The 22,592-nt window shown below is 69.1% G+C and carries 24 protein-coding genes; 11 read left to right on the top strand and 13 right to left on the bottom strand.

What is annotated here, in order from left to right; genetic code table 11:
• The first annotated feature begins 1 nt into the window (after nucleotide 1).
• The 4 genes from IT184_13875 to IT184_13890 all read left to right on the top strand — a co-directional run bounded on the left by IT184_13875 (nucleotide 2) and on the right by IT184_13890 (nucleotide 6,507).
• Nucleotides 2–1,006 (top strand): gluconolaconase, encoded by a 1,005-nt coding sequence (locus IT184_13875; GenBank protein MCC7009891.1) that lies wholly within the window; start codon nucleotides 2–4, stop codon nucleotides 1,004–1,006.
• Between the two features lie 6 nt (nucleotides 1,007–1,012).
• A complete protein-coding gene (locus tag IT184_13880) occupies nucleotides 1,013–2,491 on the top strand; it encodes an amino acid permease (protein ID MCC7009892.1) in 1,479 nt (492 codons plus the stop codon).
• A gap of 59 nt (nucleotides 2,492–2,550) precedes the next feature.
• Nucleotides 2,551–5,391: an excinuclease ABC subunit UvrA gene (uvrA, locus tag IT184_13885; GenBank protein ID MCC7009893.1), complete on the top strand. Its 2,841-nt coding sequence runs from the start codon at nucleotides 2,551–2,553 to the stop codon at nucleotides 5,389–5,391.
• A gap of 201 nt (nucleotides 5,392–5,592) precedes the next feature.
• Entirely contained in the window at nucleotides 5,593–6,507 is a 915-nt protein-coding gene (locus tag IT184_13890; protein ID MCC7009894.1) for a UDP-3-O-acyl-N-acetylglucosamine deacetylase, read from the top strand.
• Between the two features lie 6 nt (nucleotides 6,508–6,513).
• Here IT184_13890 and IT184_13895 read toward each other — a convergent pair whose 3' ends face one another.
• The 3 genes from IT184_13895 to IT184_13905 are packed head-to-tail and all read right to left on the bottom strand — an operon-like array spanning nucleotide 6,514 to nucleotide 7,773.
• The gene (locus IT184_13895) at nucleotides 6,514–6,810 is read right to left on the bottom strand and encodes a hypothetical protein (GenBank protein MCC7009895.1); all 297 of its coding nucleotides are present in this window, start codon (nucleotides 6,808–6,810) and stop codon (nucleotides 6,514–6,516) included.
• 1 nt (nucleotide 6,811) lies between these two features.
• Entirely contained in the window at nucleotides 6,812–7,147 is a 336-nt protein-coding gene (locus tag IT184_13900; GenBank protein MCC7009896.1) for an STAS domain-containing protein, read from the bottom strand.
• A 2-nt stretch (nucleotides 7,148–7,149) separates the two neighbouring features.
• A complete protein-coding gene (locus IT184_13905; GenBank protein MCC7009897.1) occupies nucleotides 7,150–7,773 on the bottom strand; it encodes a sigma-70 family RNA polymerase sigma factor in 624 nt (207 codons plus the stop codon).
• A 108-nt stretch (nucleotides 7,774–7,881) separates the two neighbouring features.
• On the opposite strand from IT184_13905, the gene lysA reads away from it, so the two are divergent.
• A complete protein-coding gene (gene lysA / locus IT184_13910) occupies nucleotides 7,882–9,126 on the top strand; it encodes a diaminopimelate decarboxylase (protein MCC7009898.1) in 1,245 nt (414 codons plus the stop codon).
• Entirely contained in the window at nucleotides 9,126–9,728 is a 603-nt protein-coding gene (tmk, locus tag IT184_13915; GenBank protein MCC7009899.1) for a dTMP kinase, read from the top strand. Before lysA ends, tmk begins: the two co-directional genes overlap by 1 nt.
• Here the strand turns inward: tmk and IT184_13920 are convergent.
• From IT184_13920 to IT184_13955, 8 genes are all read right to left on the bottom strand, one after another.
• Nucleotides 9,631–10,182, bottom strand: a complete 552-nt coding sequence (locus IT184_13920) for a ComF family protein (protein MCC7009900.1) — start codon at nucleotides 10,180–10,182, stop codon at nucleotides 9,631–9,633. The genes tmk and IT184_13920 overlap by 98 nt on opposite strands.
• A gap of 329 nt (nucleotides 10,183–10,511) precedes the next feature.
• On the bottom strand, nucleotides 10,512–10,898 hold the full coding sequence (rsfS, locus tag IT184_13925) for a ribosome silencing factor (GenBank protein MCC7009901.1): 387 nt from the start codon (nucleotides 10,896–10,898) through the stop codon (nucleotides 10,512–10,514).
• Nucleotides 10,895–11,560, bottom strand: a complete 666-nt coding sequence (gene nadD, locus IT184_13930) for a nicotinate (nicotinamide) nucleotide adenylyltransferase (protein ID MCC7009902.1) — start codon at nucleotides 11,558–11,560, stop codon at nucleotides 10,895–10,897. Before nadD ends, rsfS begins: the two co-directional genes overlap by 4 nt.
• A 3-nt stretch (nucleotides 11,561–11,563) precedes the next feature.
• A complete protein-coding gene (gene obgE, locus IT184_13935; protein MCC7009903.1) occupies nucleotides 11,564–12,598 on the bottom strand; it encodes a GTPase ObgE in 1,035 nt (344 codons plus the stop codon).
• A gap of 49 nt (nucleotides 12,599–12,647) precedes the next feature.
• Nucleotides 12,648–12,911, bottom strand: coding sequence for a 50S ribosomal protein L27 (rpmA, locus tag IT184_13940; protein MCC7009904.1), 264 nt, complete (start codon nucleotides 12,909–12,911; stop codon nucleotides 12,648–12,650).
• A 30-nt stretch (nucleotides 12,912–12,941) separates the two neighbouring features.
• Entirely contained in the window at nucleotides 12,942–13,256 is a 315-nt protein-coding gene (gene rplU, locus IT184_13945; GenBank protein MCC7009905.1) for a 50S ribosomal protein L21, read from the bottom strand.
• A gap of 297 nt (nucleotides 13,257–13,553) precedes the next feature.
• The gene (locus IT184_13950; GenBank protein ID MCC7009906.1) at nucleotides 13,554–14,312 is read right to left on the bottom strand and encodes a hypothetical protein; all 759 of its coding nucleotides are present in this window, start codon (nucleotides 14,310–14,312) and stop codon (nucleotides 13,554–13,556) included.
• A complete protein-coding gene (locus IT184_13955; protein ID MCC7009907.1) occupies nucleotides 14,281–14,628 on the bottom strand; it encodes a tetratricopeptide repeat protein in 348 nt (115 codons plus the stop codon). Before IT184_13955 ends, IT184_13950 begins: the two co-directional genes overlap by 32 nt.
• A 310-nt stretch (nucleotides 14,629–14,938) precedes the next feature.
• On the opposite strand from IT184_13955, the gene dprA reads away from it, so the two are divergent.
• Genes dprA through IT184_13975 form a run of 4 tightly spaced genes read left to right on the top strand, consistent with a single transcriptional unit; the run spans nucleotide 14,939 to nucleotide 20,777 of the window.
• Complete coding sequence (dprA, locus tag IT184_13960; GenBank protein ID MCC7009908.1) at nucleotides 14,939–15,937, top strand: DNA-protecting protein DprA; 999 nt, start codon at nucleotides 14,939–14,941, stop codon at nucleotides 15,935–15,937.
• Nucleotides 15,938–15,963: 26 nt separating this feature from the next.
• Nucleotides 15,964–18,408, top strand: coding sequence for a type I DNA topoisomerase (gene topA, locus IT184_13965; protein MCC7009909.1), 2,445 nt, complete (start codon nucleotides 15,964–15,966; stop codon nucleotides 18,406–18,408).
• Nucleotides 18,409–18,431: 23 nt separating this feature from the next.
• The gene (gene trmFO / locus IT184_13970; protein ID MCC7009910.1) at nucleotides 18,432–19,820 is read left to right on the top strand and encodes a methylenetetrahydrofolate--tRNA-(uracil(54)-C(5))-methyltransferase (FADH(2)-oxidizing) TrmFO; all 1,389 of its coding nucleotides are present in this window, start codon (nucleotides 18,432–18,434) and stop codon (nucleotides 19,818–19,820) included.
• 6 nt (nucleotides 19,821–19,826) lie between these two features.
• A complete protein-coding gene (locus tag IT184_13975) occupies nucleotides 19,827–20,777 on the top strand; it encodes a tyrosine recombinase XerC (protein MCC7009911.1) in 951 nt (316 codons plus the stop codon).
• 80 nt (nucleotides 20,778–20,857) lie between these two features.
• Here IT184_13975 and IT184_13980 read toward each other — a convergent pair whose 3' ends face one another.
• Complete coding sequence (locus IT184_13980; protein ID MCC7009912.1) at nucleotides 20,858–21,373, bottom strand: hypothetical protein; 516 nt, start codon at nucleotides 21,371–21,373, stop codon at nucleotides 20,858–20,860.
• Nucleotides 21,374–21,585: 212 nt separating this feature from the next.
• Between IT184_13980 and IT184_13985 the strand changes: the two genes are divergently transcribed.
• Complete coding sequence (locus tag IT184_13985; GenBank protein MCC7009913.1) at nucleotides 21,586–22,314, top strand: hypothetical protein; 729 nt, start codon at nucleotides 21,586–21,588, stop codon at nucleotides 22,312–22,314.
• Nucleotides 22,315–22,467: 153 nt separating this feature from the next.
• Here IT184_13985 and IT184_13990 read toward each other — a convergent pair.
• Nucleotides 22,468–22,592: hypothetical protein (locus IT184_13990; protein ID MCC7009914.1), on the bottom strand; the 125-nt coding region annotated here is incomplete at its 5' end.

Below are 22,592 nucleotides of genomic sequence, written 5' to 3' on the forward strand. Positions count from 1 at the left end.
CGTGCACCCAGACTGGGCCGTTCCGGGGAGCCGCGTCGTTCTCGAGGGCGCGGGGTTTCCCCTGCCGGAGGACGGCCCGCCCGAGGTGCGGATCGGCGGCCGCGAGGCGCACGTCGTCATGGCCTCGTCCCGGCGCCTGCGGATCGTCGTGCCGCAGCAGGCAGACCCCGGGATCAACCGCATCCAGGTCGAGGGGCATTCGGACGAGCCGGAGGGCACCGTGCTCGTCGCGCGCGTGCTCGCGGCCGGCATCCACCAGGTCGACAGCCCCGCGTTCGACGGCTTGGGGCGCCTGTACGTCACGCAGAGCGGCGGGCCGGGCGCGACGACGTCCGTGCCGCTGTATCGCGTGAGCCGCGACGGCACGCGAGAGGCCGTGCCGGTGGAAATCGCCAACCCGACGTCGCTGGCGCATGGTCCTGACGGCGCGATGTACGTGTCGAGCCGGTTCGAGCGCGTCGTGTATCGGCTGACGACGGATGACCGGGTCGAGGTGTACGCCTCGGACCTCGGCGTGCCGACCGGCCTTGCGTTCGCGCGCGACGGCTCGCTGTTCGTCGGCGATCGATCCGGATCGGTGCTGCGGATCGGGCCGACGCGGCAAGTCGACACGTTTGCGACGTTGCCCTCGAGCGTCGCGGCTTTTCATCTCGCGTTCGGACCGGACGACTGCCTGTACGTCGCGGCGCCGACGCTGGCGTCGCGCGACGTGGTGTACCGCCTCACGCCCGATGCGCAGGTGCAGGTCGCGTGCAGCGGATTCGGCCGCCCGCAAGGTCTCGCGTTCGATCGGACCGGCGCGCTCTACGTCGTCGACGCCGTCGCGGGCGCATCGGGGCTCTATCGGGTGAACGTCCAGACGCCGCGGCCGGAGCCCGCGCTCGTGCTCTCCGCGCCGGGTCTCGTGGGGGTGGCGTTCGATCCGGAGGGCGGCGTGGCGCTCGCCTCCAACGACACCCTCTGGCGGCTCGACGCGGACGTCCGTCCGTACTTCCCGCCCGGCTGAGCCTCGATGCGGTTGTTCCGCGTCAAGCCGGTGGAGGCGACCGCTCGCGGCGGGCCCCAGTCGCTCGAGCCCGTCCTCGGCGCGGGCGATTTGATCCTGCTCGCGATCGGCGCCGTGATCGGCGCGGGCATCTTCTCGTCGATCGGCACGGCGGCCGCTGGCGAGGTGCTGCCGAACGGGCAGGTCGTGCGATACGGCGCCGGGCCGGCGCTCGTGCTCTCGTTCGTGCTGCTCGGCATCGTTTGCGGCCTGGCGGCGCTCTGCTACGCGGAGCTCGCCGCGATGATCCCGCAGGCCGGCAGCGCCTACACCTACACCTACGCGACGCTCGGCGAGCTGGTCGCGTGGATCGTGGGTTGGGACCTCATCCTCGAATACGCCGTCGGCAACATCGCGGTCGCGATCGCGTGGAGCGGGTACTTCACGTCGCTGCTCGGCGCCACCGGCATCGAGCTCCCCGCGTGGCTCACCCACGGCTACCGCACGGCGCTGCTCAGCGGCGATCCCGCGGTGCACGCGTTGATCGACACGGCGCCGCGGATCGCCGGAGTACCGGTCCTCCTCAACGTGCCGGCGGCGGTGATCGTGATCGCGATCACGGCGCTGCTGTACGTCGGGGTGCGTGAGAGCGCCCGCGCCAACGCCGTCATGGTCGTCGTCAAGCTCGGCGTGCTCGCCCTGTTCGTCGTCCTGGGCGCGTGGCACGTCGATCCGGCGAACTACCGGCCGTTCGCGCCGAACGGGTGGACCGGCATCCATCAGGGGGCGGCGATCGTGTTCTTCGCGTACATCGGCTTCGACGCGATCTCGACGGCGGCCGAGGAGACCCGGAATCCTCAGCGCAACCTGCCGATCGGGATTCTCGGTGGCCTCGCCGTGTGCACGGCGATCTACGTCGTCGTCGGGATCGTCGCGACGGGGCTCGTGCCGGCGAGCCAACTGCGCGCGTCGGATCCGCTCGCGCGGGCGCTCGAGCTGGCCGGCCTGCCGACGGCGGGTGCCATCGTGGCGGCCGGCGCGGTCGTGTCGCTCACGGCGGTGCTGCTCGTGTTTCAGTACGGCCAGCCGCGGATCCTGTTCGCGATGGCCCGCGACGGCCTGCTGCCTGCGTGGGCGTCGCGCGTGCACCCGCGGTTCCGGACGCCGCACGTCACCACGCTCTTGACGGGCGTCGTGGTGGCGTTGGGGAGCCTCGTTGCGGATGAGAACGAGATCTACGATCTGACGAACATCGGCACGCTCACCGCCTTCGCGATCGTGTGCGGCGGCGTGCTCGTGTTGCGCGTGCGGCGGCCGGACCTGGCGCGGCCGTTCCGGGTGCCGTTCGTCTGGCCGGTGGCCCTGGCGGGCGCGGCGGCGTGCCTCTACGTCATGAAGGGGCTTCCGCCGACCGCCTGGATCCGATTTGGGATCTGGCTCGCCGTGGGCCTCGTCGTGTACTTCGCCTACGGCGCGCGACGCAGCCGCCTGGCGGCGGCCGAATGAAGGTGCCGCCCGCTGATAAGATGGAAGTTTTGGGCTGCCCCGGCGGCCCGGGCTGATCGATGGCGCAAGGCTGGATTGCGGTTCGTGGCGCGCGCGTGCACAACCTGCGGAACGTGGACGTGGATTTGCCGCGCGACCGCCTGGTGGTCGTGACCGGTCTGTCCGGATCCGGCAAGTCCTCGCTGGCCTTCGACACGATCTACGCCGAGGGGCAGCGCCGCTACGTCGAGTCGCTCTCCGCGTACGCGCGCCAGTTCCTCGAGCAGATGGAGAAGCCGGACGTCGATCTGATCGACGGCCTGTCGCCCGCCATCTCGATCGAGCAGAAGACCACCGCGTCGAATCCGCGGTCGACGGTCGGCACCGTCACCGAGATCTACGACTACCTGCGGCTGCTCTTCGCCCACATCGGGGTGCCGCATTGCCCGGTGTGCGATCGCGAGATCAGCTCGCAGTCGCTCGAACGCATCATGGACATGGTGATGCTGTATCCGGCGGACGAGCGCATCAACGTGCTCGCGCCGGTCGTGCGTGGCCGCAAGGGCGAGTTCAAGCGCGAGCTCGCCGCGCTGCGCGCGCGTGGCTTCACGCGGGCGCGCATCGACGGCCGCTTCGTCGGCCTGGACGAAGAGATCGCGCTCGATCGCCGGCGCAACCACACGATCGAGGTGCTCGTGGATCGGCTGATCGTGCGCTCGGGGATCGAGCGGCGCCTGGCGGACTCGATCGAGCTCGCGCTCAAGCTCGCCGACGACATCGTCGTGATCAACACGCTCGACGGCGGCGATCGGCTGTTCTCCAGGCGGATGGCCTGCCCGGACTGCGGCGTCAGCATCCCCGAGATGACGCCGCGCGCCTTCTCGTTCAACTCGCCGCACGGCGCGTGTCCGGAGTGCCAGGGCCTCGGCGAGGTCTTCGACTTCGATCCAGCGCGCGTCGTCGACGAGTCGCGGCCGCTGGCGGGCGGCGCGGTGCTGCCGTGGGCGGCTGGCGACGCGCGATCCATCGACGAGATGCTCGCGGGCCTGCGGGAGACGTTCGGCATCGATCCGCAGGTGCCGTTCGGCAGGCTGCCGCGCAGGCAGCGTGAGATCCTGCTGTTCGGCGCGCCTGGACGCAAGCCCGCGCCGCGCGCGCGCAAGGGGCGTGCGTCGGATCCGTTCGGCGCGGACTTCGAGGGCGTGATTCCAAACCTGCGCCGGCGGTTCGAGACGGGCACCTGGGCCGAACAGGAGACGCTCGAGCGCTATCGCGGCCTGCAGCGCTGCCCGGTCTGTCACGGGGATCGATTGAAGCCCGAGAGCCGGGCGGTGCGCGTGAAGGGCCGCCGGATCGCAGACTACGTCCACCTGCCGATCGCCGATGCGCGCCCGCTCTTGGACACGATGGAGCTGACGGAGCGGGAGCTCCTGATCGCCGGGCGCGTGCTGAAGGAGATCCGAGACCGGCTGCGCTTCCTGGTGGACGTCGGCGTCGGCTATCTGTCGCTCGGCCGCGCCACGGTCACGCTGTCGGGCGGCGAAGGGCAGCGGATCCGGCTCGCGACCCAGATCGGATCGCAGTTGACCGGCGTCTTGTACGTGCTGGACGAACCGTCGATCGGGCTGCACCAGCGCGACAACCGCCGGCTGCTCGCGGCGCTCGGCAAGCTCCGCAACCTCGGCAACACCGTGCTCGTCGTCGAACACGACGAGGAGACGATCCGGACGGCCGATTACGTCGTGGATCTCGGGCCCGGCGCCGGAGAACACGGCGGCCACGTGATGTTCCAGGGGCCTCCGCAAGACCTGCTCGCGGCGCCGGGAGCGTCGTTGACCGGACAGTACCTGCGCGGCGAGCGGCGCATCGAGGTGCCGGTCGTCCGGCGATCCGCCGGACGCGGCGCGCTCGTGGTGCGCGGGGGCCGCGCGAACAACCTGAAGCAGGTGGACGTCGCGTTCCCGCTCGGCGCCTTCATCGCCGTCACCGGTGTGAGCGGATCCGGAAAGTCCACGCTCGTGAACGAGATTCTCTATCGGGCCCTCGCGCGCACGCTGTATCGCGCCGCCGACGAGCCCGGCGCGCACGGCGGCATCGACGGCATCGACCTCGTCGACAAGGTCATCCAGATCGATCAATCGCCGATCGGCCGGACGCCGCGCTCGAACCCCGCCACCTACACCGGGCTGTTCACGTTCATCCGCGATCTGTTCGCGATGCTTCCGGATGCCCGCGCCCGTGGCTACAAGCCTGGACGGTTCTCGTTCAACGTGAAGGGCGGCCGCTGCGAGACCTGCCAGGGCGACGGCGTCATCGCGATCGAGATGCACTTCCTGCCGGACGTGTACGTGACCTGCGAGGAGTGCAAGGGACGCCGATACAACCGCGAGACGCTCGACATCAAGTACCGCGGGAAGTCGATCGCCGAGATGCTCGATCTCACCGTCGACCAGGCGTTGCCGCTCATCGAGAACTTCCCGCCCATGGCGCTGAAGCTCCGGACGCTCCAGGACGTGGGCCTCGGCTACATCAAGCTGGGGCAGTCGGCAACGACGCTGTCGGGTGGAGAGGCGCAGCGCGTGAAGCTCGCCCGCGAGCTCGCCCGCCGGGGCACCGGACGCACGCTGTACATCCTCGACGAGCCGACCACCGGCCTGCACTTCGAGGACGTCCGCCGCCTGCTCGACGTGCTGAACAAGCTCGTCGATCAGGGCAACACGGTCGTCGTCATCGAACACAATCTCGACGTGATCAAGTGTGCGGATTGGGTCATCGATCTGGGTCCGGAAGGCGGCGAGCAGGGCGGCCGCGTGGTGGCCGAGGGCCCGCCGGAAGCAGTCGCTCAGCACCCGGCGTCGGCGACCGGCCGCTTCCTTGCGGCGGCGCTGGGCGGAAGCACGGCATCGGAAGCGGCGGTTTGATGACGTCTGTGGCTAGTCTGACACGGTGCAGCGATGGTTCACTGTGGCAACTCTGACACGAATATGACGCGCGGCCATGGCGTCTCGAAAACCGGCTGATATCTAACTTGACTGGGCTGAGTCGCTTACGAGAATATCTCCCCGGCCGGTCGTGCTTGGCAGTCAGCTTGCTTAGGGAGCCTCGGCAGCGAACGAATGTCCATTTCGTCTCAGCGCACACTCCGTAGAGCGGTTCCTTGTGCCGGTATCGGGCTCCATTCCGGCCAGAAGGTGACGCTCACGCTCAAACCCGCTCCCGCGGACCACGGCATTCGGTTCAGACGGACAGATCTCGGCGGCATCGAAATCCCGGCCCGCGTCTCGCACCTCGGCGGCGGTCAGCAGCTCCAGACGGGGCTGGTGGCCGGCAAAGCATCGGTGGAGACGATCGAACATCTGCTCGCCGCGCTGAGGAGCCTCGGGATCGACAATGCGGTCGTCGAGTTGAACCGCTTCGAAGTGCCGATCATGGATGGCAGTTCGGCGCCCTGGGTCTATCTCATCCAGGACGCCGGCGTGCGCGAGCTCAACGCGCCTCGCCAGACGATCCACGTGCTGCGGCCGGTTGAGGTCGAGCACGGCGACAAGCGGATCGCCCTCTATCCCGGCGAAGGGTTCAAGGTCACGTACACGATCAGCTTCGATCACCCGCTGCTCAGGCATCAGCAGAAGACGGTCGAGCTCGACGAGCAGGTGTTCATCGACGAAATCGCGCCCGCGAGGACGTTCGGCTTCCTGAAGGAAGTCGAGATGCTGCGGCAGCGCGGCATGGCGCTCGGCGGGTCGCTCGAGAACGCGATCGTGCTCGGCGAGACGGGCGTGCTGAACCCGCTGCGCTTCGAGGACGAGTTCGTGCGCCACAAGATCCTCGACGTGATTGGCGACCTGGCGCTCGTCGGGTATCCGATTCAAGGGCACCTGGTCGTGCACCGCGGCGGGCACGCGCTGCACACCGCTTTCGCGTCCGAGCTGCTCCGCCGCCAGGAAGCCTGGCGCTTCGTCCAGGATCCCGCGCTCGCGCCCGCCGACACGGTCGCCGATCTCCGCGTGCCGGCGCGCCGCCCGCTCGCCCACTGACGCCGGTCAGGACCGGCCGCCGCCGTCCTCCTCTCGCGCCGCCAGGCCGGCCCTTCGCAGGATCGCCAGCATCCGCTCGTTCTCGAACCGGTTGAAGCTCATGAACAGGCTTTCCTTCAGGTAGATCCGCAGTTCCTCGTCCGTCATCTGGGCGACGAGGTGCTGGAACTCGCGGTCGATCTCCTCGAACCCGTAGTCGAGCTCCCGCCGCCGCGCGAGCTCGCGCGAGATCGTCTCGATGATCGCGAGCACGTCGCCGTCGAGCTCGATCGGCGTGCCCGCGGCCGTGGTGATCGTGCGCATGCTAGCCTCCGAAACTGGCGACCGCCGCCGCGAGATCGCCGTGCACTTCGAGGAAGTTGTGCGCGCCCGTCATCGTGAGCATCGTCTCGACGCGCTTCTGCACGCCCGACAGCTTCAGCGCTCCGCCAGCCGACGACGCCTGGCGATAGAGATCCATCAGGCAGCCGATGGCGGCGCTGTCCAGGTAGCTGACGGCGCCGAGGTCGAGCAGCAGGTGTTTCTCGCCGCGGCCGATGAGATCGGTAACCGCGGCCGCGAAGTCCGCCAGCATCGGGTACGTCAGCCGCGGCTCGTCGACCTTCAGCACCGCCACGGTGCCGAGCCGAGTGGTCGTCATCTTCATAGGGATCCTCCACGGGACTTCGGGCTGCCGCCGCCACCCCGTTCTGCGAGTCGTGTGAGCTGTCGGGCCAGCTCGAGCCGGCCGCGGTTGATGCGCGACTTCACCGTGCCTTCGGGCAGGCGCAGCTTGTCGGCGATCTCCTGATACGAGAACTCCTGGAGGTCGCGAAGCACGACGGCTTCACGGAGCAACGGCGGAAGCTCGGCCAACGCGAGCCGGATCCGCTGCTTCAGGTCCTGCTGTTCCAGCAGCCCGTGAGGGCCGCGTTCGGCGGACGCGGGCGAGAGATCCGCGGCGTCGACGTCGCGGGCGACCGTCTCTCGCTCCTTGCGGACGCTCCGGTAATGATCGATGCAGAGATTCCGGCTGACGCTCACGAGCCAGGTCTGGAAGTTGGCGCGGCGGTCGAACGTGCGCAGCGCCTTGAAGATCTTGAGGAAGACGTCCTGCGTGAGGTCCTCCGCCTCGTCGTGCCGCCCCACGAACCGGTACGCGATGTTGAACACCTTGCGCCAGTTCTGACGGACGATCCGATCCCAGGCGGCCTGGTCTCCCGCGAGGCAGCGTTCGATCAACTCGTCCGTGGTCAGGGTCGAGACGACGGGCTGATCACTGGACATGGATGGGAAATTCCGGGAGCGTGCCGCGGATCATAGCAAACCGGCTCGCGTCGCACACGGACCACGGCGCCAAATGCCGGCGCCTCGCCGGAGTACAATCCCGGACCTGTGGCGGGATTCACTCGTGTCGATGGCGTCCTGACGTGTGACGGCGTCAGTCTCGCGGAGGTCGCTCGTCAGGCCGGCACTCCGGTCCACGTGTACAGCGCGGCGCTGATCGACGAGCGGTTCGGCTCGCTCGATCGGGCGTTCGACGCCGTTCCCCACAGGCTGCACTACGCGATCAAAGCGAACGCCACGCTCGAAGTCGTGCGCCGTCTGCGTGCGCTCGGCGCGGGCGCCGACGCCAACTCGGGCGGCGAGATCGAGGTCGCGTTGCGCGCCGGCTTCGCTCCCGCCGACATCGTGTTCACGGGCGTGGGAAAGACGACGCGCGAGCTCGAGCGCGCCGTGGCGCTCGGCGTTCGCGCGATCAATGCCGAGTCGCCCGGCGAGGTCGCACGCATCGCCGCGATCGCGGCCGCGCAGGGCCGCGACGCGCGCATCGCCGTCCGGCTGAACCCGGACGTGCACGCGGGCAGCCATCCGCACATCTCCACCGGGGCGCGCGCCAACAAGTTCGGCGTGTCGCTCGACGCCGCGCGCGACATGATCCAGCAGATCGCCGCCCGGCCCGGCCTTCGGCTGGTCGGCCTGCACGTGCACGTCGGATCGCAGGTCACGGCGGCGGCGCCGCTGGCAAAGGCAGCCGAGATCGCGGCCTCGCTGGCCTGTGAGCTGAGCGGCCGTGGCATCACCCTCGATCACCTCGATCTCGGCGGCGGGCTCGGCATTCCGTACCAGCCGGGTCAGCCGGTGCTCTCGCCGGCCGAGTACGCCGCCGCAATCCTGCCGGCAGTCCGGCGGTCAGGCCTGTTCCTGTTGCTCGAGCCGGGCCGATGGATCGTCGGGCCGAGCGGCGTGCTCGTGACCGAAGTGGTCGATCTCAAGCCGGGCCCGGACGAGGGATGGTTCGTGATCGTCGATGCCGGGATGACGGATCTGATCCGCCCGGCCCTGTACGGCGCGTGGCACGGCATCGAACCCGTGATGGCCGACGGGCGGCCGCTCATCAAGGCCGACATCGTCGGCCCCGTGTGCGAGACGAGCGACGCATTCGGCATCGCGCGCGAGCTGCCGCGGCCCGAGGTCGGCGACCTGCTGGTGATTCGCGATACGGGCGCCTACGGGGCGGTGATGGCCTCGAACTACAACCGGCGGCCGACGGCCGCCGAGGTGTTCGTCGAGGATGGCGGATGCCGCGTCGTTCGCCGCCGCCAGACCATCGACGATCTCTTGCAGTGGGACGTGTGATGCTCATCGCCTTCGAGGGTCTCGACCAGAGCGGCAAGGAAACGCAGGCGCGCGGGCTCGGCGCCAGGCTGGCCGCCGCCGGCCACGGCGTGCAGCCCGTGTCGTTTCCCGATTACGAGACTGCGCTCGGCCGCGAGATCCGCCGTGCGCTGGCCGGCGAGTGCAGCTACGGACCCGAGGTGATGCAACTGCTCTACGTCGCGAACCGGTTCGAGTACAAGCCGCGGCTGGACGCCTGGCTCGCGGCTGGCGACGTCGTGATCTGCGATCGCTATCGCGCGTCGAGCGTGGCGTACGGCGAAGCGCAGGGCCTCGACGTCGGCTGGCTGAACGACATCCAGCGACACTTGCCGATCCCTGACGTGACCGTCCTGCTCGACATCGCGCCCGACACGGCGGTTCGCCGCAAGTCGGCCGGCCGCGATCGGTACGAGCGAGACCTCGCGCTGCTCGGCCGCGTGCGTCAGAGCTATCGGCGCCAGGCCGAGGCCGCTGATTGGGTCGTCATCGATGGCGAGTGCTCGAAGGAGGACGTGGCGGCAGCCGTGGCCGAGGCCGTGCTGCCACGGCTCGCGCGGCGGTCAGCGCCCGGACGCTTCTGACACCCGCCGCCAGCAGGATCTCGGCGCACGCCTCGATCGTCGCGCCGGTCGTCATCACGTCGTCGATCAGCACGACGGTCGCTCCGGCGAGCGATCGGCCGCCTCGATGGAGCACCGGCGCGCGCACGATCGCGAAGGCCCGGCGCACGCCCGCGTGGCGATCCGATCGCGAGCGACCGGCCTGCGGCCGGCCGTAGCGCCGGCGGCGAAGCACGGGCCACACGGGCGCGCCGAGACACCGGGCCAGGTCGTCGGCTTGGTTGAAGCCCCTCGCCAGCGCGCGGCGTGGATGCAGCGGCACGGGCACCAGCCCGTGCGCGCCTTCGAGCACCTCCTCGCCGGCGGCGCGCATCAATCGCGCGAGATCGCGCGCGAGCGTGCGGCGGCCGGCGTACTTGAACGCGTGCACGATGTCGCGCATCGGCCCGTCGTAGATGGCGGCGCTACGCGCCATCCCGCATGCCGGGCGCTCGACGTCGCAGCGCGCGCACCGCTCGCCGGAATGGCCTGGCGCACTGGGCTCGCCGCAGCACTCGCAATATGGCGGCGTGATGCGCGCCACGCCGCTCCAGCATCGGGAGCACACCGGGGTGTCGAGCGGCTCGAGCAGCGGACCCCGGCAGGCGGCACACCGCGGGTCGAGCAAAGCGCGGACGAGCGCGTTCAACGCAGCCAGCGCCATTGCGGCCGCTCCGTGCAAGCGGCCTGCCCGCCGGCAGGTCGAGCGCGTCGCGCGCGTCCCCCGTCAGGGTACGCAGAACCTGCACGCCTGGAGCGCCGGGACTATGCGGGAATTTCGATGCGCTGGGCGTCGGCCCACAGCCGCTCGAGGCCGTAGAACTCGCGCGTCGCGGGCGCGAAGACGTGCACGACGAAGTCGAAGTAGTCCATCAGCACCCAGTCGGCCGTCTTCAACCCTTCGACCAGCGCCGGCTTGCTGCCCTTCTTCGCGACCGCCGTTTCGATCGCTTCCGCGATCGCTTGGACCTGACGGCTGTTCGTGCCCGTGCAGATCACGAAGAAGTCGGTGAACGCCGACGCCTGCCGGAGATCGAGCAGGACGACGTCATGGGCCTTCTTGTCTTGCGCGGCAGCGATGGCCGCTTTCACTTGGGCGGGCAGGGTGGACGCAATCGAGCGCTTGCGGGGCCGTGGAGCGGGTGTGGTCATGCAGTTCCCTGGAATGTCAGCGGCGAACCGGCTTTCGCGAGATACAGATCGTGGCGGACGATGTGCGAGGCGACGGCTGGCGGCACCAGATCGCCCACGGGCTGGCCGGCCGCACGCGCCCGCCGCACGTCGGTGGACGACACCGGAGACGTGTCCGCATCCACCAACAAGATACCCGCTCGAGGCGGAATCTCGCAGGGGCACGCGCGCATCCTGGACGCCAGCGCCGGCAGAAGAGCCGAGAGCGACGTCGCGCGCATCCCACGGCGCGAGACGGCCACGAAATGCGTCCGATCGAGCACCCGCGGGTAGTCGTGCCAGGCTTCGATGTCGCGGAAGGCATCGGTGCCGAGAATGAAGAAGGCAGACGTCAGGTCGACCCCGCGCGACTCCAGCCGCGTCAGCGTATCGGCGGTGTAGGACGGCCCCGTCGCTTCGATCTCGATGTCGCAGGCGAGCAACCCTTCCTGATCCTGGACGGCGAGGCACACCATCGCGAAGCGGTGCGCCGCCGAGGCCTGCGGCGGCGTGCGATGCGGCGGCACTCTCGAGGGAATCATCCAGACGACGTCGAGCGCCAGTTGCCGGCGTGCGGCGTGCGCGACGTCGAGGTGGCCGCGATGGATCGGATCGAACGTTCCGCCGAAGAGCCCCAGCCTCATGGCTCAGGCGGCATCCTGGCGCGCGACGGCACGCCACATCGCCTCGGTCAGCTCCGGCAGGCCCTGCCCGGTGACGGCCGAAACCGGGTACAGCGCCAGTCCAAGACGCTCGACGAACGTCTGGAGCCGTGCGAGCCGGTCGGGATCGTCGAGCGCGTCGATCTTGTTCGCGGCGACGATCTGGGGCTTTTCGGCGAGCGCGATGGCCAGCGGTTCGCCCGCGCCCACGAACCGCTCGAGCTCCCGGCGGATCACGCGCACATCCTCCACGGGATCCCGGCCCGACTCGGACGAGACGTCGACGACGTGGACGAGCACCTTCGTGCGCTCGAGGTGCGCGAGGAACTTCGTGCCGAGGCCGTGCCCTTCGTGGGCGCCCTCGATCAGGCCGGGCACGTCGGCGACGACGAACGAGCGATCGTCGCTGAGCTGGACCACGCCGAGGTTGGGCGTGAGCGTGGTGAACGGGTAGTCGGCGATCTTCGGCTTCGCCGCGGAGATACGCGAGATCAGCGTGCTCTTGCCCGTGTTGGGGAAGCCGACGAGCCCGACGTCGGCCACGAGCTTGAGCCGCAGGCGCAACCGGCGCGCCTCGCCGGGCTCGCCCGGCTCGGTGTGGCGCGGCGCGCGATTCGTCGACGTCGCGAACGCCGCGTTGCCGCGCCCGCCGCGGCCGCCCCGGGCGACGAGCACGCGTTCGCCCGTCTTCTGCAGATCGGCGATCGGGATCAAACCCTCGGGGCCCGTCTCGTACACGACCGTGCCTGGCGGAACTTCGAGCTCGAGGTCGTCGCCATCCGCGCCGGTGCAGTTGGAGCCCTGCCCGTGCCGGCCGCGCGGCGCCTTGAACTCAGGATGGAACCGGTACGTGACGAGCGTGTTGTGATGGGGGCTGGCGACGAGGTGGATCGAACCGCCGCGTCCGCCGTCTCCGCCGTTGGGGCCGCCGCGAGGCACCTTCATCTCGCGGCGGAAGCTCATGCAGCCGTTGCCGCCGTCGCCGGCCTGGACGACGATGTCGACTTCATCGACGAACATGGGTGGCGTCGCGGCCGATCACGCGGCCGCAGCGGCCGCGACGGGGCGATCAGGCCTTCTCAATCGGCTCGATGCTGATCACGCGGCCGTGCGCGCCGTGATCGGAGAACTTCACCCGGCCGGCGATCTTCGCGAACAGCGTGTCGTCCTTGCCGCGCCCGACGTTCAGCCCGGGACGAAAGCGGCGACCACGCTGCCGCACGAGGATGGACCCGCCGGTGACGACGTTGCCGTCGAAGCGCTTGACGCCCAGGCGCTGGGAGTTGCTGTCCCGGCCGTTGCGCGAACTGCCTTGCCCTTTCTTGTGTGCCATGACTGGAACTCGCGCGGCGCTCGGCCGCGATCAAACGTTGATCGACTTCACGCGCACGCGCGTGAGCAGGGTGCGGTGACCCTGCGTCTTGCGATACTGCTTCCGGCGCTTCATCTTGAACACGCGGATCTTCTTGCCCTTCGACTGGGCTTCGACGACCCCGGTGACCGATGCGCCGGTCACGTAGGGTGTGCCGGTCATCACGTCGCCCGCATCGGTCTCGACGAGCAGCACCCGATCGAACGTGATCTCCGCGCCGGGTTCGGCCTCGAGCCGGTCCACGACGACCAGGATGCCTGGCTCCACCTTCTCCTGCCGACCGCCAGCTTCAACGATTGCGAACATGTCAGAAGACTCCACCGAGCGGCCGGAGCTGCGCCCTGGCGCCAGCACTCGCCCGTATTGAACCTACAAGACTAGCATTTGGGCAGGGCAAAGGGCAAAGGGCAGAGGGCAAAGGAAAGAGGGAAAAGGGAACAGGGGACAGGGGCGGGCAGCGGGGACAGGGGCAGACAGCGGGGACAGGGCGGGCAGCGGGGACAGGGGCGGACAGAGGGGACAGGGGGGCGGACAGAGAAAACAGGGGGCGGGCAGCGGGAAGAGGGGCGGGCTAGACGGAAGAAGAGCAGGGCCGCGCGGTGCCTACTTCAGGAGCGTCCGCGTGCCTTTGATCTTCTGCGAGCTCAAGGTGTTGAGGAACGACGGCAGCAGCTTGTCCATCATCTCGAAGTAGGACGACAGCGCCGGCGTGTTCTGACCGGAGGCGTAGAGCGCTTCCTCGTGATAGGTCTCCGAGTACAGCTCCTTGCCGGTGCGTCCGTCGATGAACACGAACTTCGGCGTGAGCGCGTAGCCCTTGAGGTCGCTGTACTCCATCACCGACCGATAGGATTCCTGCCCCGACTGCGGATCGACGAACGCCTGCGGCTTCGTGACCATCCCGCTCTTGGAGACTTCCGCGAAGAGCACCGAGCCCGTGACGATGAGCGGGCCGTCGTAGTCGGCGGCGACCTGCTTCCAGAAACCCTCGTCCGAGAAGATCTGCTCGTAGTCCTTGATCTCGGCGTCGTTGAGGACCTTCGGTTCGGCGCTCGGCCGGGCCGCGGGCGTGCCGCGGCGCCGATCGACCTCTTCGACGAGCGACAGCACGTCGGCGTCGATGACGCGAAGGTCCTGCTTGTTCCGCAGTTGACTCCGCAGCAGCCGCGCGGTCTCGGTGTTCGGATCGATCGCGCGCGCGCCGCCGCTGAGGAAGCCGGCGACCAGCACGCGCTGGAACTTCGACACGTCGATCTTCGCCTGCACCGGAATCTCGACCGGCACGTCGTAGAACTTCAGGCAGCCGGACGCCGCCAGGCCGCAGACGAGGCTACTTATCGCGACGACGGTTCTGGCGGTCATAGATCTCGCGGAACAGGTCGTAGTTGGATCGGACGAACGTATTGCCGGGATCGAGCTCCAGCGCCTTCTCGTACGCCTTCCGCGCGTCGTCGAATCGACCGAGCTGCTCGCGGCCGATGCCCAGGTTGTTCCAGGCTGCCGCGTAGCTCGGATCGAGCTCCACGGCCTGCTCCCATCGCGTCGTGGCTTCACGCCACAGGCCGCGCTGCGCGACGGCGATACCGAAGTCCACCTGCGCCTGCGCCTCCGATCGCTTGTCGGCGGCGGCCGGCGCGGCGAGCGCGAGAAGCACCACGGGAATCAACCAGAACCGCATGGACTCGCTCCCACCCCACTATAACCCGTCGCCCGCGCGGGTTGCCGGGCGCCGGCGTAGAAAAATCTGCGACGGAATTCCGCCGGTGGCATTGCACATTTCGTCAATCCCCGCACCTAAGACGGCGAACGGGCGGGGATGGACTGGCATGTCGGCTGCAGGACCCGCGCCCGTGACTTCGCCGGCGACCATCCCGCCAGCCGCCCGGGCGTTCGTCGAGGCGTCGCTGCTCCGCCTGGGAGCCGACACCGTTGGGCCGCGGGTCTTTCAGGCATCGCTGTGGCCCAACGTCCGAGGGCAGGACCCGCCCGTGGAGCTGCTGGAGCGGTTGGCCGCGCTCATCGGCATTCCGGCCAGCGAGCGCCCGGCCAGAATCGGCGCGGCGCGCCGCGAGGCGGCCGAAGCGCTGGCCCGCACGGCGTCGTTGGGCCTGACGCTCCTCGCGCGCACCGACGGACGATACCCGGCGCTCCTGTCGGAAGTCGTGGATCCGCCGCTCGCGCTGTGGGCCGACGGAGACGTCTCGCTCCTTGGCCGGCCGTCGGTCGCGATTGTCGGGTCCCGCCGTGCCTCCACGATCGGCCTGGAGATCGCACGGCGGTTGGCTGCCGGCCTGGCCGAGGCCGGGCTCGTGGTCGTCAGCGGCATGGCGCTCGGCATCGACGGCGCCGCGCACCGTGCGGCGCTGGAGGCGGGCGGGCCCACCATCGCGGTACTGGGTAGCGGCGCCGACACGCCCTACCCTCGACAGCATGCCGACTTGAAGCACGCCATTGCCCGTCACGGCGTGGTCGTGACGGAATTTCCCCCGGGCACACGCCCGTTCGCCAGCCATTTCCCGCTGCGGAACCGGATCATCAGCGGCCTGTCTTTGGCAACGGTCGTCGTCGAGGCGTCGGAGCGGAGCGGGTCGCTGATCACCGCGAGAGGAGCGCTCGAGCAGGGGCGGGAGGTCTTGGCGGTCCCGGGAAATGCCCTGTCCGGAAGCTACCGGGGAGCCCATGCGCTCATAAAGGATGGCGCCGGACTGGTCGAGACTGTGGAGGACGTCCTCGCGGCCATCGGCTGGGCGGCTTCCGAAACGTCGGGCCGGAAGCCGGTATCCAACTTATTGACAGATGGACAGTTATCGGTTGACATGCCCGTCGGTCAGCCCATGACCGCAGACGAGCTGGCCCTGCGGACGGGCCGGCCGGTGGCCGAGTGGCTGGCCGAGCTCGGGGTGCTCGAGCTCGAAGGTCAGGTGGTCAGGACGACGGGCGGTCTGTTCGTCAGGCTTGACGGACCTGCTACCAATAGGAAGAGATAAGGGACGGAAAGGAACGGTTGAGGTTCATGGCGAAGGCCGTCGTGATCGTCGAGTCGCCGGCGAAGGCGAAGACGATTAACAAATATCTCGGGCGAGATTTCAAGGTCATCGCGTCGATGGGGCACGTCCGTGACCTGCCCAAGAGCAGGCTGGGTGTCGACGTCGACGGCGGGTTCCAGCCGGAGTACGTCGTCCTTCCCGATCGGCAGAAGGTGCTCAAGGAGCTGAAGGACGCGACCAAGGCCGCCGAGCAGGTCTACGTCGCGACCGACCCGGATCGGGAGGGTGAGGCGATCGGCTGGCACCTGGCCGAGGAGCTCGGGGCACCCAGGCAGAAGGTCCAGCGCCTGATGTTCAACGAGATCACGAAGAAAGCCATCCTGGACGCCATCAAGCATCCAGGTGAAATCGACATGAAGATGGTCGATGCCCAGCAGGCCCGCCGGGTGCTCGATCGTCTGGTCGGCTACAAGATCAGCCCGATCCTCTGGGACAAGGTCCGCCGGGGGCTGAGCGCGGGCCGCGTGCAGTCGGTGGCGCTGAAGCTCGTCTGCGACCGCGAGCGCGAGATCGAAGCGTTCGTGCCGGAGGAGTACTGGCACATCACTGCGCGGCTGGCGGGCCCGGAGCCGCCGGAGTTCGACGCACGGCTCATGCGGAGGGGCGATCAGCCCATCAGAATCGGCCGCGAGGCCGAGGCGAGCGCCGTCCTCGACGACTTGAAGCGCGCGACGTTCGTGGTCTCGTCCATCGCGACGAAGGAACGCCGCCGGCACGCCGTGCCGCCGTTCATCACGAGCAAGCTGCAGCAGGCGTCCAGGTTTCCGGTCAAGAAGACCATGATGGTCGCGCAGCAGTTGTACGAGGGCATCCAGCTTCCGAACGAAGATGCACCCGTCGGACTGATCACCTACATGCGCACCGACTCGGTGCGGGTGGCCGACCAGGCATTGGAGGAGGCGCGCGAGTACATCGGCAGGGCCTACGGCGCCCCTTACGTGCCCGAGCAGGCCAATCGGTACCGCCTCAAGGCCACGGCCCAGGACGCGCACGAGGCGATCCGGCCGACGTCCATGGCCCATCACCCGGATGTCGTGCGGCCGCACCTCACCGCCGACCAGTACTACCTCTATCGGCTCATCTGGAATCGCTTCGTCGCCTCGCAGATGACGCCGGCGCTCTTCGACGACACGACCGTGGACATCACGGCGGGCGAGTACCTGTTCCGCGCCAAGGGATCGGTGCCGAAGTTCGCCGGGTGGCTCGCCGTCTATCAGGGCACGGAGGCCGACGAGAGCGAGCGGACGGAGCGTCCCGCGCCCGGCGCCCAGCCGGCCGAGGCCGAGGACGAGTCGCCGGCGAGCGGTGTGCTGCCCGTGCTCTCGGAGGGGCAATCCCTGGACGTGCGGGCGATCACGCCCGAGCAGAAGTTCACGCAGCCGCCGCCGCGGTACAACGAGGGGTCGCTCGTCAAGGCGCTCGAGGAGAACGGCATCGGCCGGCCCAGCACCTACGCCTCGATCATCGGCGTGCTGCAGGCGCGCGATTACGTCAACAAGGTGGAAGGGCGCTTCCGGCCGACCGTCCTCGGCCGTCGTCTCGTCGATCGGCTCCTGCACCCGGCGTTCGACGACATCCTCGACGTGGAGTACACGGCCAGGATGGAAGACCGGCTCGACGACATCGAGAAAGGCAAGGCCGATTACGGCGAGACGCTGTCGGCCTTCTACAAGAGCTTCGTGAAGGACCTCCGCCGCGCCGAAGCGGAGATGCCCAACTTCAAGGAAGGGCAGCCGACGGGCCTCGCCTGCGACAAGTGCGGACAGGGCGAGATGCTCGAGAAAGCCGGCAAGTTCGGCATCTTCCTCGCCTGCAGCCGCTATCCAGACTGCGACAACACGAAGGAGATCGAGCCGGCCGACGCCTCGGCCGACGAGCTCGACGAGACGTGCGAGAACTGCGGCCGGCCGATGGTGGCCAAACGGGGCCGGTTCGGCATGTTCCTGGCCTGCACCGGCTATCCCGAGTGCAAGACGACGCGCAAGATCATCACGACGAAGCAGGGCGTGACGGCGGCCAAACCGGATCAGTTGCTCGACGAGCCCTGCCCGAACTGCGGCCGGCAGCTCGTCGTGAAGCAGGGACGCTTCGGGGAGTTCACGGCGTGCAGCGGCTACCCGGAGTGCAAGTACGTCAAGCAGAAGTCCACCGGCGTGCGCTGCCCCAAGGACGGCGGCGACATCGTCGAGCGCAAATCGCGCCGCGGCAAGGTGTTCTACGGGTGCGCCAACTACCCGAAGTGCGATTTCACGCTCTGGAACAAGCCGATCGCCGAGCCCTGTCCGAAGTGCGGCGCCGCGTTCCTGACCGAGAAGATCACGAAGCGTCACGGCCGGCAACTGATCTGCGCGAACGAGTCGTGCGACTACGTGCGCAGTGAGGAGCTGCAGGAAGCCGCCGCGGTGTCGTAGCCGCGGCAGCGTATCATTCCGACATGGTGCACATCGTCGGCGGCGGCCTCGCCGGCGCAGAAGCCGCGTGGCAGGCCGCGTCGACGGGCGTGCCGGTCACGCTGTACGAGATGCGGCCGGCGACGCCGACGGCAGTACACAAGACCGGCGACCTCGCCGAGCTCGTGTGCAGCAACTCGTTTCGCGGCGACAAGCTCGACAACGCGGTCGGCCTGCTGAAGGAAGAGATGCGCCGGCTCGGCTCGCTGGTCATGCGCGTGGCCGATCGCGTCCGCGTGCCGGCCGGCGCCGCGCTGGCGGTCGATCGCGAGCAGTTCGCGCGCGGCGTGACCGAGATGGTCGAAGGCCAGCCGCTCATCCGCATCGAGCGGCGCGAGATCGCGGCCATCCCGTTGCCGGTCGACGATGCGCCGGTGGTGCTGGCGACCGGACCGTTGACGTCGGCGGTGCTGTCGGCCGACATCGCCGCGTTCACCGGGCACGAGCACCTGGCGTTCTTCGACGCGATCAGCCCGATCGTGCTGGCCGAGAGCCTCGACTACGAGAAGGTGTTTCGGGCCTCGCGCTGGAACCGGAGCTTGCGAGGCAACGGCGTCGAGGACGCGGGCGTCGATGGCGACTACCTGAACTGTCCGATGACGCGCGACGAGTACCGCGCGTTTCACCAGGCGATCGTCGCGGCCGAGAAGGCCGCGGTGCACGATTTCGACAACACGACCTTCTTCGAAGGCTGCCTGCCGATCGAGGTGCTGGCGCACCGCGGCGTCGAGACGCTGCGCTTCGGGCCGATGAAAGCCGCCGGATTGATCGACCCGCGCACCCAGCAGCGCCCGTACGCCGTCGTCCAGTTGCGGCAGGACAACCTCGCCGCCGATCACTTCAGCCTCGTGGGGTTCCAGACGCAGTTGAAATGGAGCGAGCAGGCTCGCGTGCTGCGGATGATCCCCGGCCTGGAGCGCGCCGAGTTCGTGCGCTTCGGCATGATCCACCGCAACACGTACATCAACGGCCCCGCGGTGCTGACCGACACGTGGCAATCGCGCCGCCGGCCTCGCCTGTTCTTCGCCGGCCAGGTGTCGGGCGTCGAAGGCTACGTCGAGTCGGCGGCCTCGGGCCTCATCGCCGGGCGCAACGCGGCGCGCCTGAGCCTCGGGCTCGCGCCGGCGGCGCCGCCGCGGACGACCGCCATCGGCGCGTTGGGCTACTACGTGTCGCATGCCGAGCCGCGTCACTACGCGCCGTCGAACATCACCTTCGGCATCATGCCGCCGCTCGAGACGCCGCCGCGCAGCCGCCAGGAGCGTCAGCTCGCGATGAGCGCGCGGGCGCTCCGCGATCTCGATGACTGGCAGCGCGAGCTCGACGCGTCGGCGCCGGCGGTTCGGCCGGCTGGTCCGATGGCGCAGGTCTAGCCGGTGCTGCGCGACGCCATCCGCGGGTTCCTCGCGTTCCTGCGCCTGAACCGGAACGTCTCACCGCACACGCTGCGCGCGTACGACACCGACCTCTCGCAGTTCCTGGCGTCCGTCGCGCGCCGCGCTGGCTGCCGCGTCAGCGACGTGCCGCTCGGCGCGTTCGACACCGAGGCGGTCCGCGAGTTCTTGGCGGAGCTTCACGATCGCGGCCTCGGGCGCTCGTCGGCGGCGCGGCATCTGGCGGCGCTGCGCACGTTCGCCCGCTATCTCATCCGCGAGGAATCGATCGCCGAGGATCCGACGGCGCTCGTCGGCACGCCGCGGTCGCGGCAGCCGCTTCCCGAGCACCTGCCCGCCGACGAAGTCACCCGTCTGCTCGACGCCGCCGATCTGTCGACAGCGCAGGGACGCCGCGACCAGGCGATCCTCGAGCTGTTCTACGCGTCGGGCCTCCGCCTCAGCGAGCTGGCGGGGCTCGATCTCGGAGACGTGAATCTGGCCGGCAGGATTGCCCGCGTGCGGGGGAAAGGCGGCAAGGAACGGCTGGTGCCGTTCAATCGCACGACGGCCGAGGCGATCCGTCGCATGCTGCAGGATCCAGCTCCGGCCCCGCCGGTTCGGCCGCGCGCGTCCGGGCCCCGCCGGCGAACGGACGATCGCCAGCCGCTCTTCCGGAACCTGCGCGGTGGCCGGCTCACGACGCGCAGCGTCGACCGCATCGTCAGGCACTACGCCTCGAAGGCCGGCATCGACAGGACGATCAGCCCGCATGCGCTGCGCCACACGTTCGCCACGCACCTGCTGCAGGCCGGGGCAGACCTGCGCGCCATTCAGGAACTGCTGGGCCACGCGCGGCTGACGACCACCCAGCGGTACACGCACCTCGACGTGGGACGGCTGCTGGAGGTCTACCGGGGCGCGCACCCGCGCGCGAAGGCGAAGCCGGAACCGTGAGGCGGCAGGTCCGTGCTAGACGCACCTCGGCGGGGGACGGTTGCTGACGGTGTATCGGGGCGCGCACCCGCGCGCGACGCTCAACAGACGGTTCGTTCCTTGAACGAGAGCTCGAACGACCCCTCGATGATCTTGTTGGCCATGTCCTTGTTCGCCGGGTTGGGGACGACCTCGAACCTGAACGTGCCCGATACCCAATCCGACGAGAGGCTGGTGACGGTGACCGACCCGCTGCCACCGGACACGATCTTGCCATCCACGACACGCGGAATTCCCGGCGCGTTCCAGGCGTCAGCGCTGCCGGTCCTGGCATCGGGCGTCCAGGTCGCGACTGGGGTGCTGGTTCCGAGGGTATACGTGCCCGGCCCGGTATTCGGGAACCTCAGGCTGACGTGGGCCCCGGCGTTACATGCGGCGCCTGTCATGGAGACGCTGGCGCCAGAGTGCGAAGCGTAGCGACCGTTCGAGGTGGCCGTGAACGACTGGCCGTCCACGGTCCACGTGAAGTTCTCGCTGGCACCGGTGGGTGACGTCGGCGTGCGGCTACATGCCGCCGCGAAGAACGCAGCAAGCAGCAGGACGGCTGTCTTGGACATAGGGCGCGGATGCTAGCACGACTGTTGCGCTACGGCCGCAGGAATCATCTTCGCGAACGCCCACCAGGACGATTCCTCGTGCGGCGGAGGATTCTCCGGGATCCTGCGTGCGGAGACCAGAGGCGAGGTCCGCCGGTGCCGTGCGAGCGAACGGTCCGCGCGGCCTGCCACGGCGCTCCGCTTGCATACGTGCCTTCGTCAAGGAGTGCGTCATGGCGACCATCTGCCGTCTGGTCTCGACCGGCCTGATTTTGCTCTTCCTCCCGAGCCTGGCCCTGGGACAGCGGCCGGCCGCGCTCTCGGACTGGACCAACGTGCTGACGATCGAACCGGGCACCGAGATCGTGCTGAAGACCGACGACGGCGGGCCCGGAAAGGTCCGGCTCCTGAGCATCGGTCCACGCGGACTGACGTGGCTTCGGCTGGACGACCCGGCGATTTCACCGGACGTTGCGACCGCGCTCCGCCGTTCCGCCGCGCTACACCCGGCGTGCTTCACGGACGGGCGTTCTCACAAGCTGACGGCGGCCGTGCGCATTGACGACGGCGCCGTGTACCGCACGTCGCGCGGCACCACGCGATTGTTCGACCTCGAACGCGTCATCGCTGTCACCCCAAGGTCCGACGTCGTCGAGCTGAGCGTCGTGTCGTTCGGCAGGCACATGGAGCGGCACACGAGCCGCGGCTCGCTGATCGGCGGCGTGGCGGCTGGCCTGCTCGGCGGCGTCGTCACGAAGGGCTCCACCGAGGACCGCACGGCAATCGCTTTGGCAGGATTCCTGGTGGGCAGCCTGGTCGGGCTCCAAGTGGGCGCCGTCGTCGGCCTCGCGGCGCCCATCAACCCGACGCTCCTCTATCGGCGTGAGCAGCCCCAGCCGGAGGCGCACGAGGTCTTTCGCGCCGACACGCTCGTCACATCCTGGTTGAAGCGGGCTCGCTGATTCCTCGAGACGTGGTGAGGGTCCCGATGGCCGCCTGCGGCCCGACGCGCGCGGTGTGACTGCGGGAGCGACTTTCGGGATCGCCGGCCGCGAGATGAATTGCGCGAGAGCACCACGCCGGACCTCCGAGAGGCCCGGCGTGCGTGTCTGGGGTCAGCTCGCGATCGGCTCGCTGACGATCCGCCGCGTTCTCGGGATCTCGATCCCGAGGATCTTGATCTTGTAGTTCATCACGCGCGGGCTGATGCCGAGCAGCTCCGCGGCGTCCTTCTGCACCC

Source organism: Acidobacteriota bacterium (assembly GCA_020853395.1).
In the GTDB taxonomy this organism is placed as follows: domain Bacteria; phylum Acidobacteriota; class Vicinamibacteria; order Vicinamibacterales; family SCN-69-37; genus JADYYY01.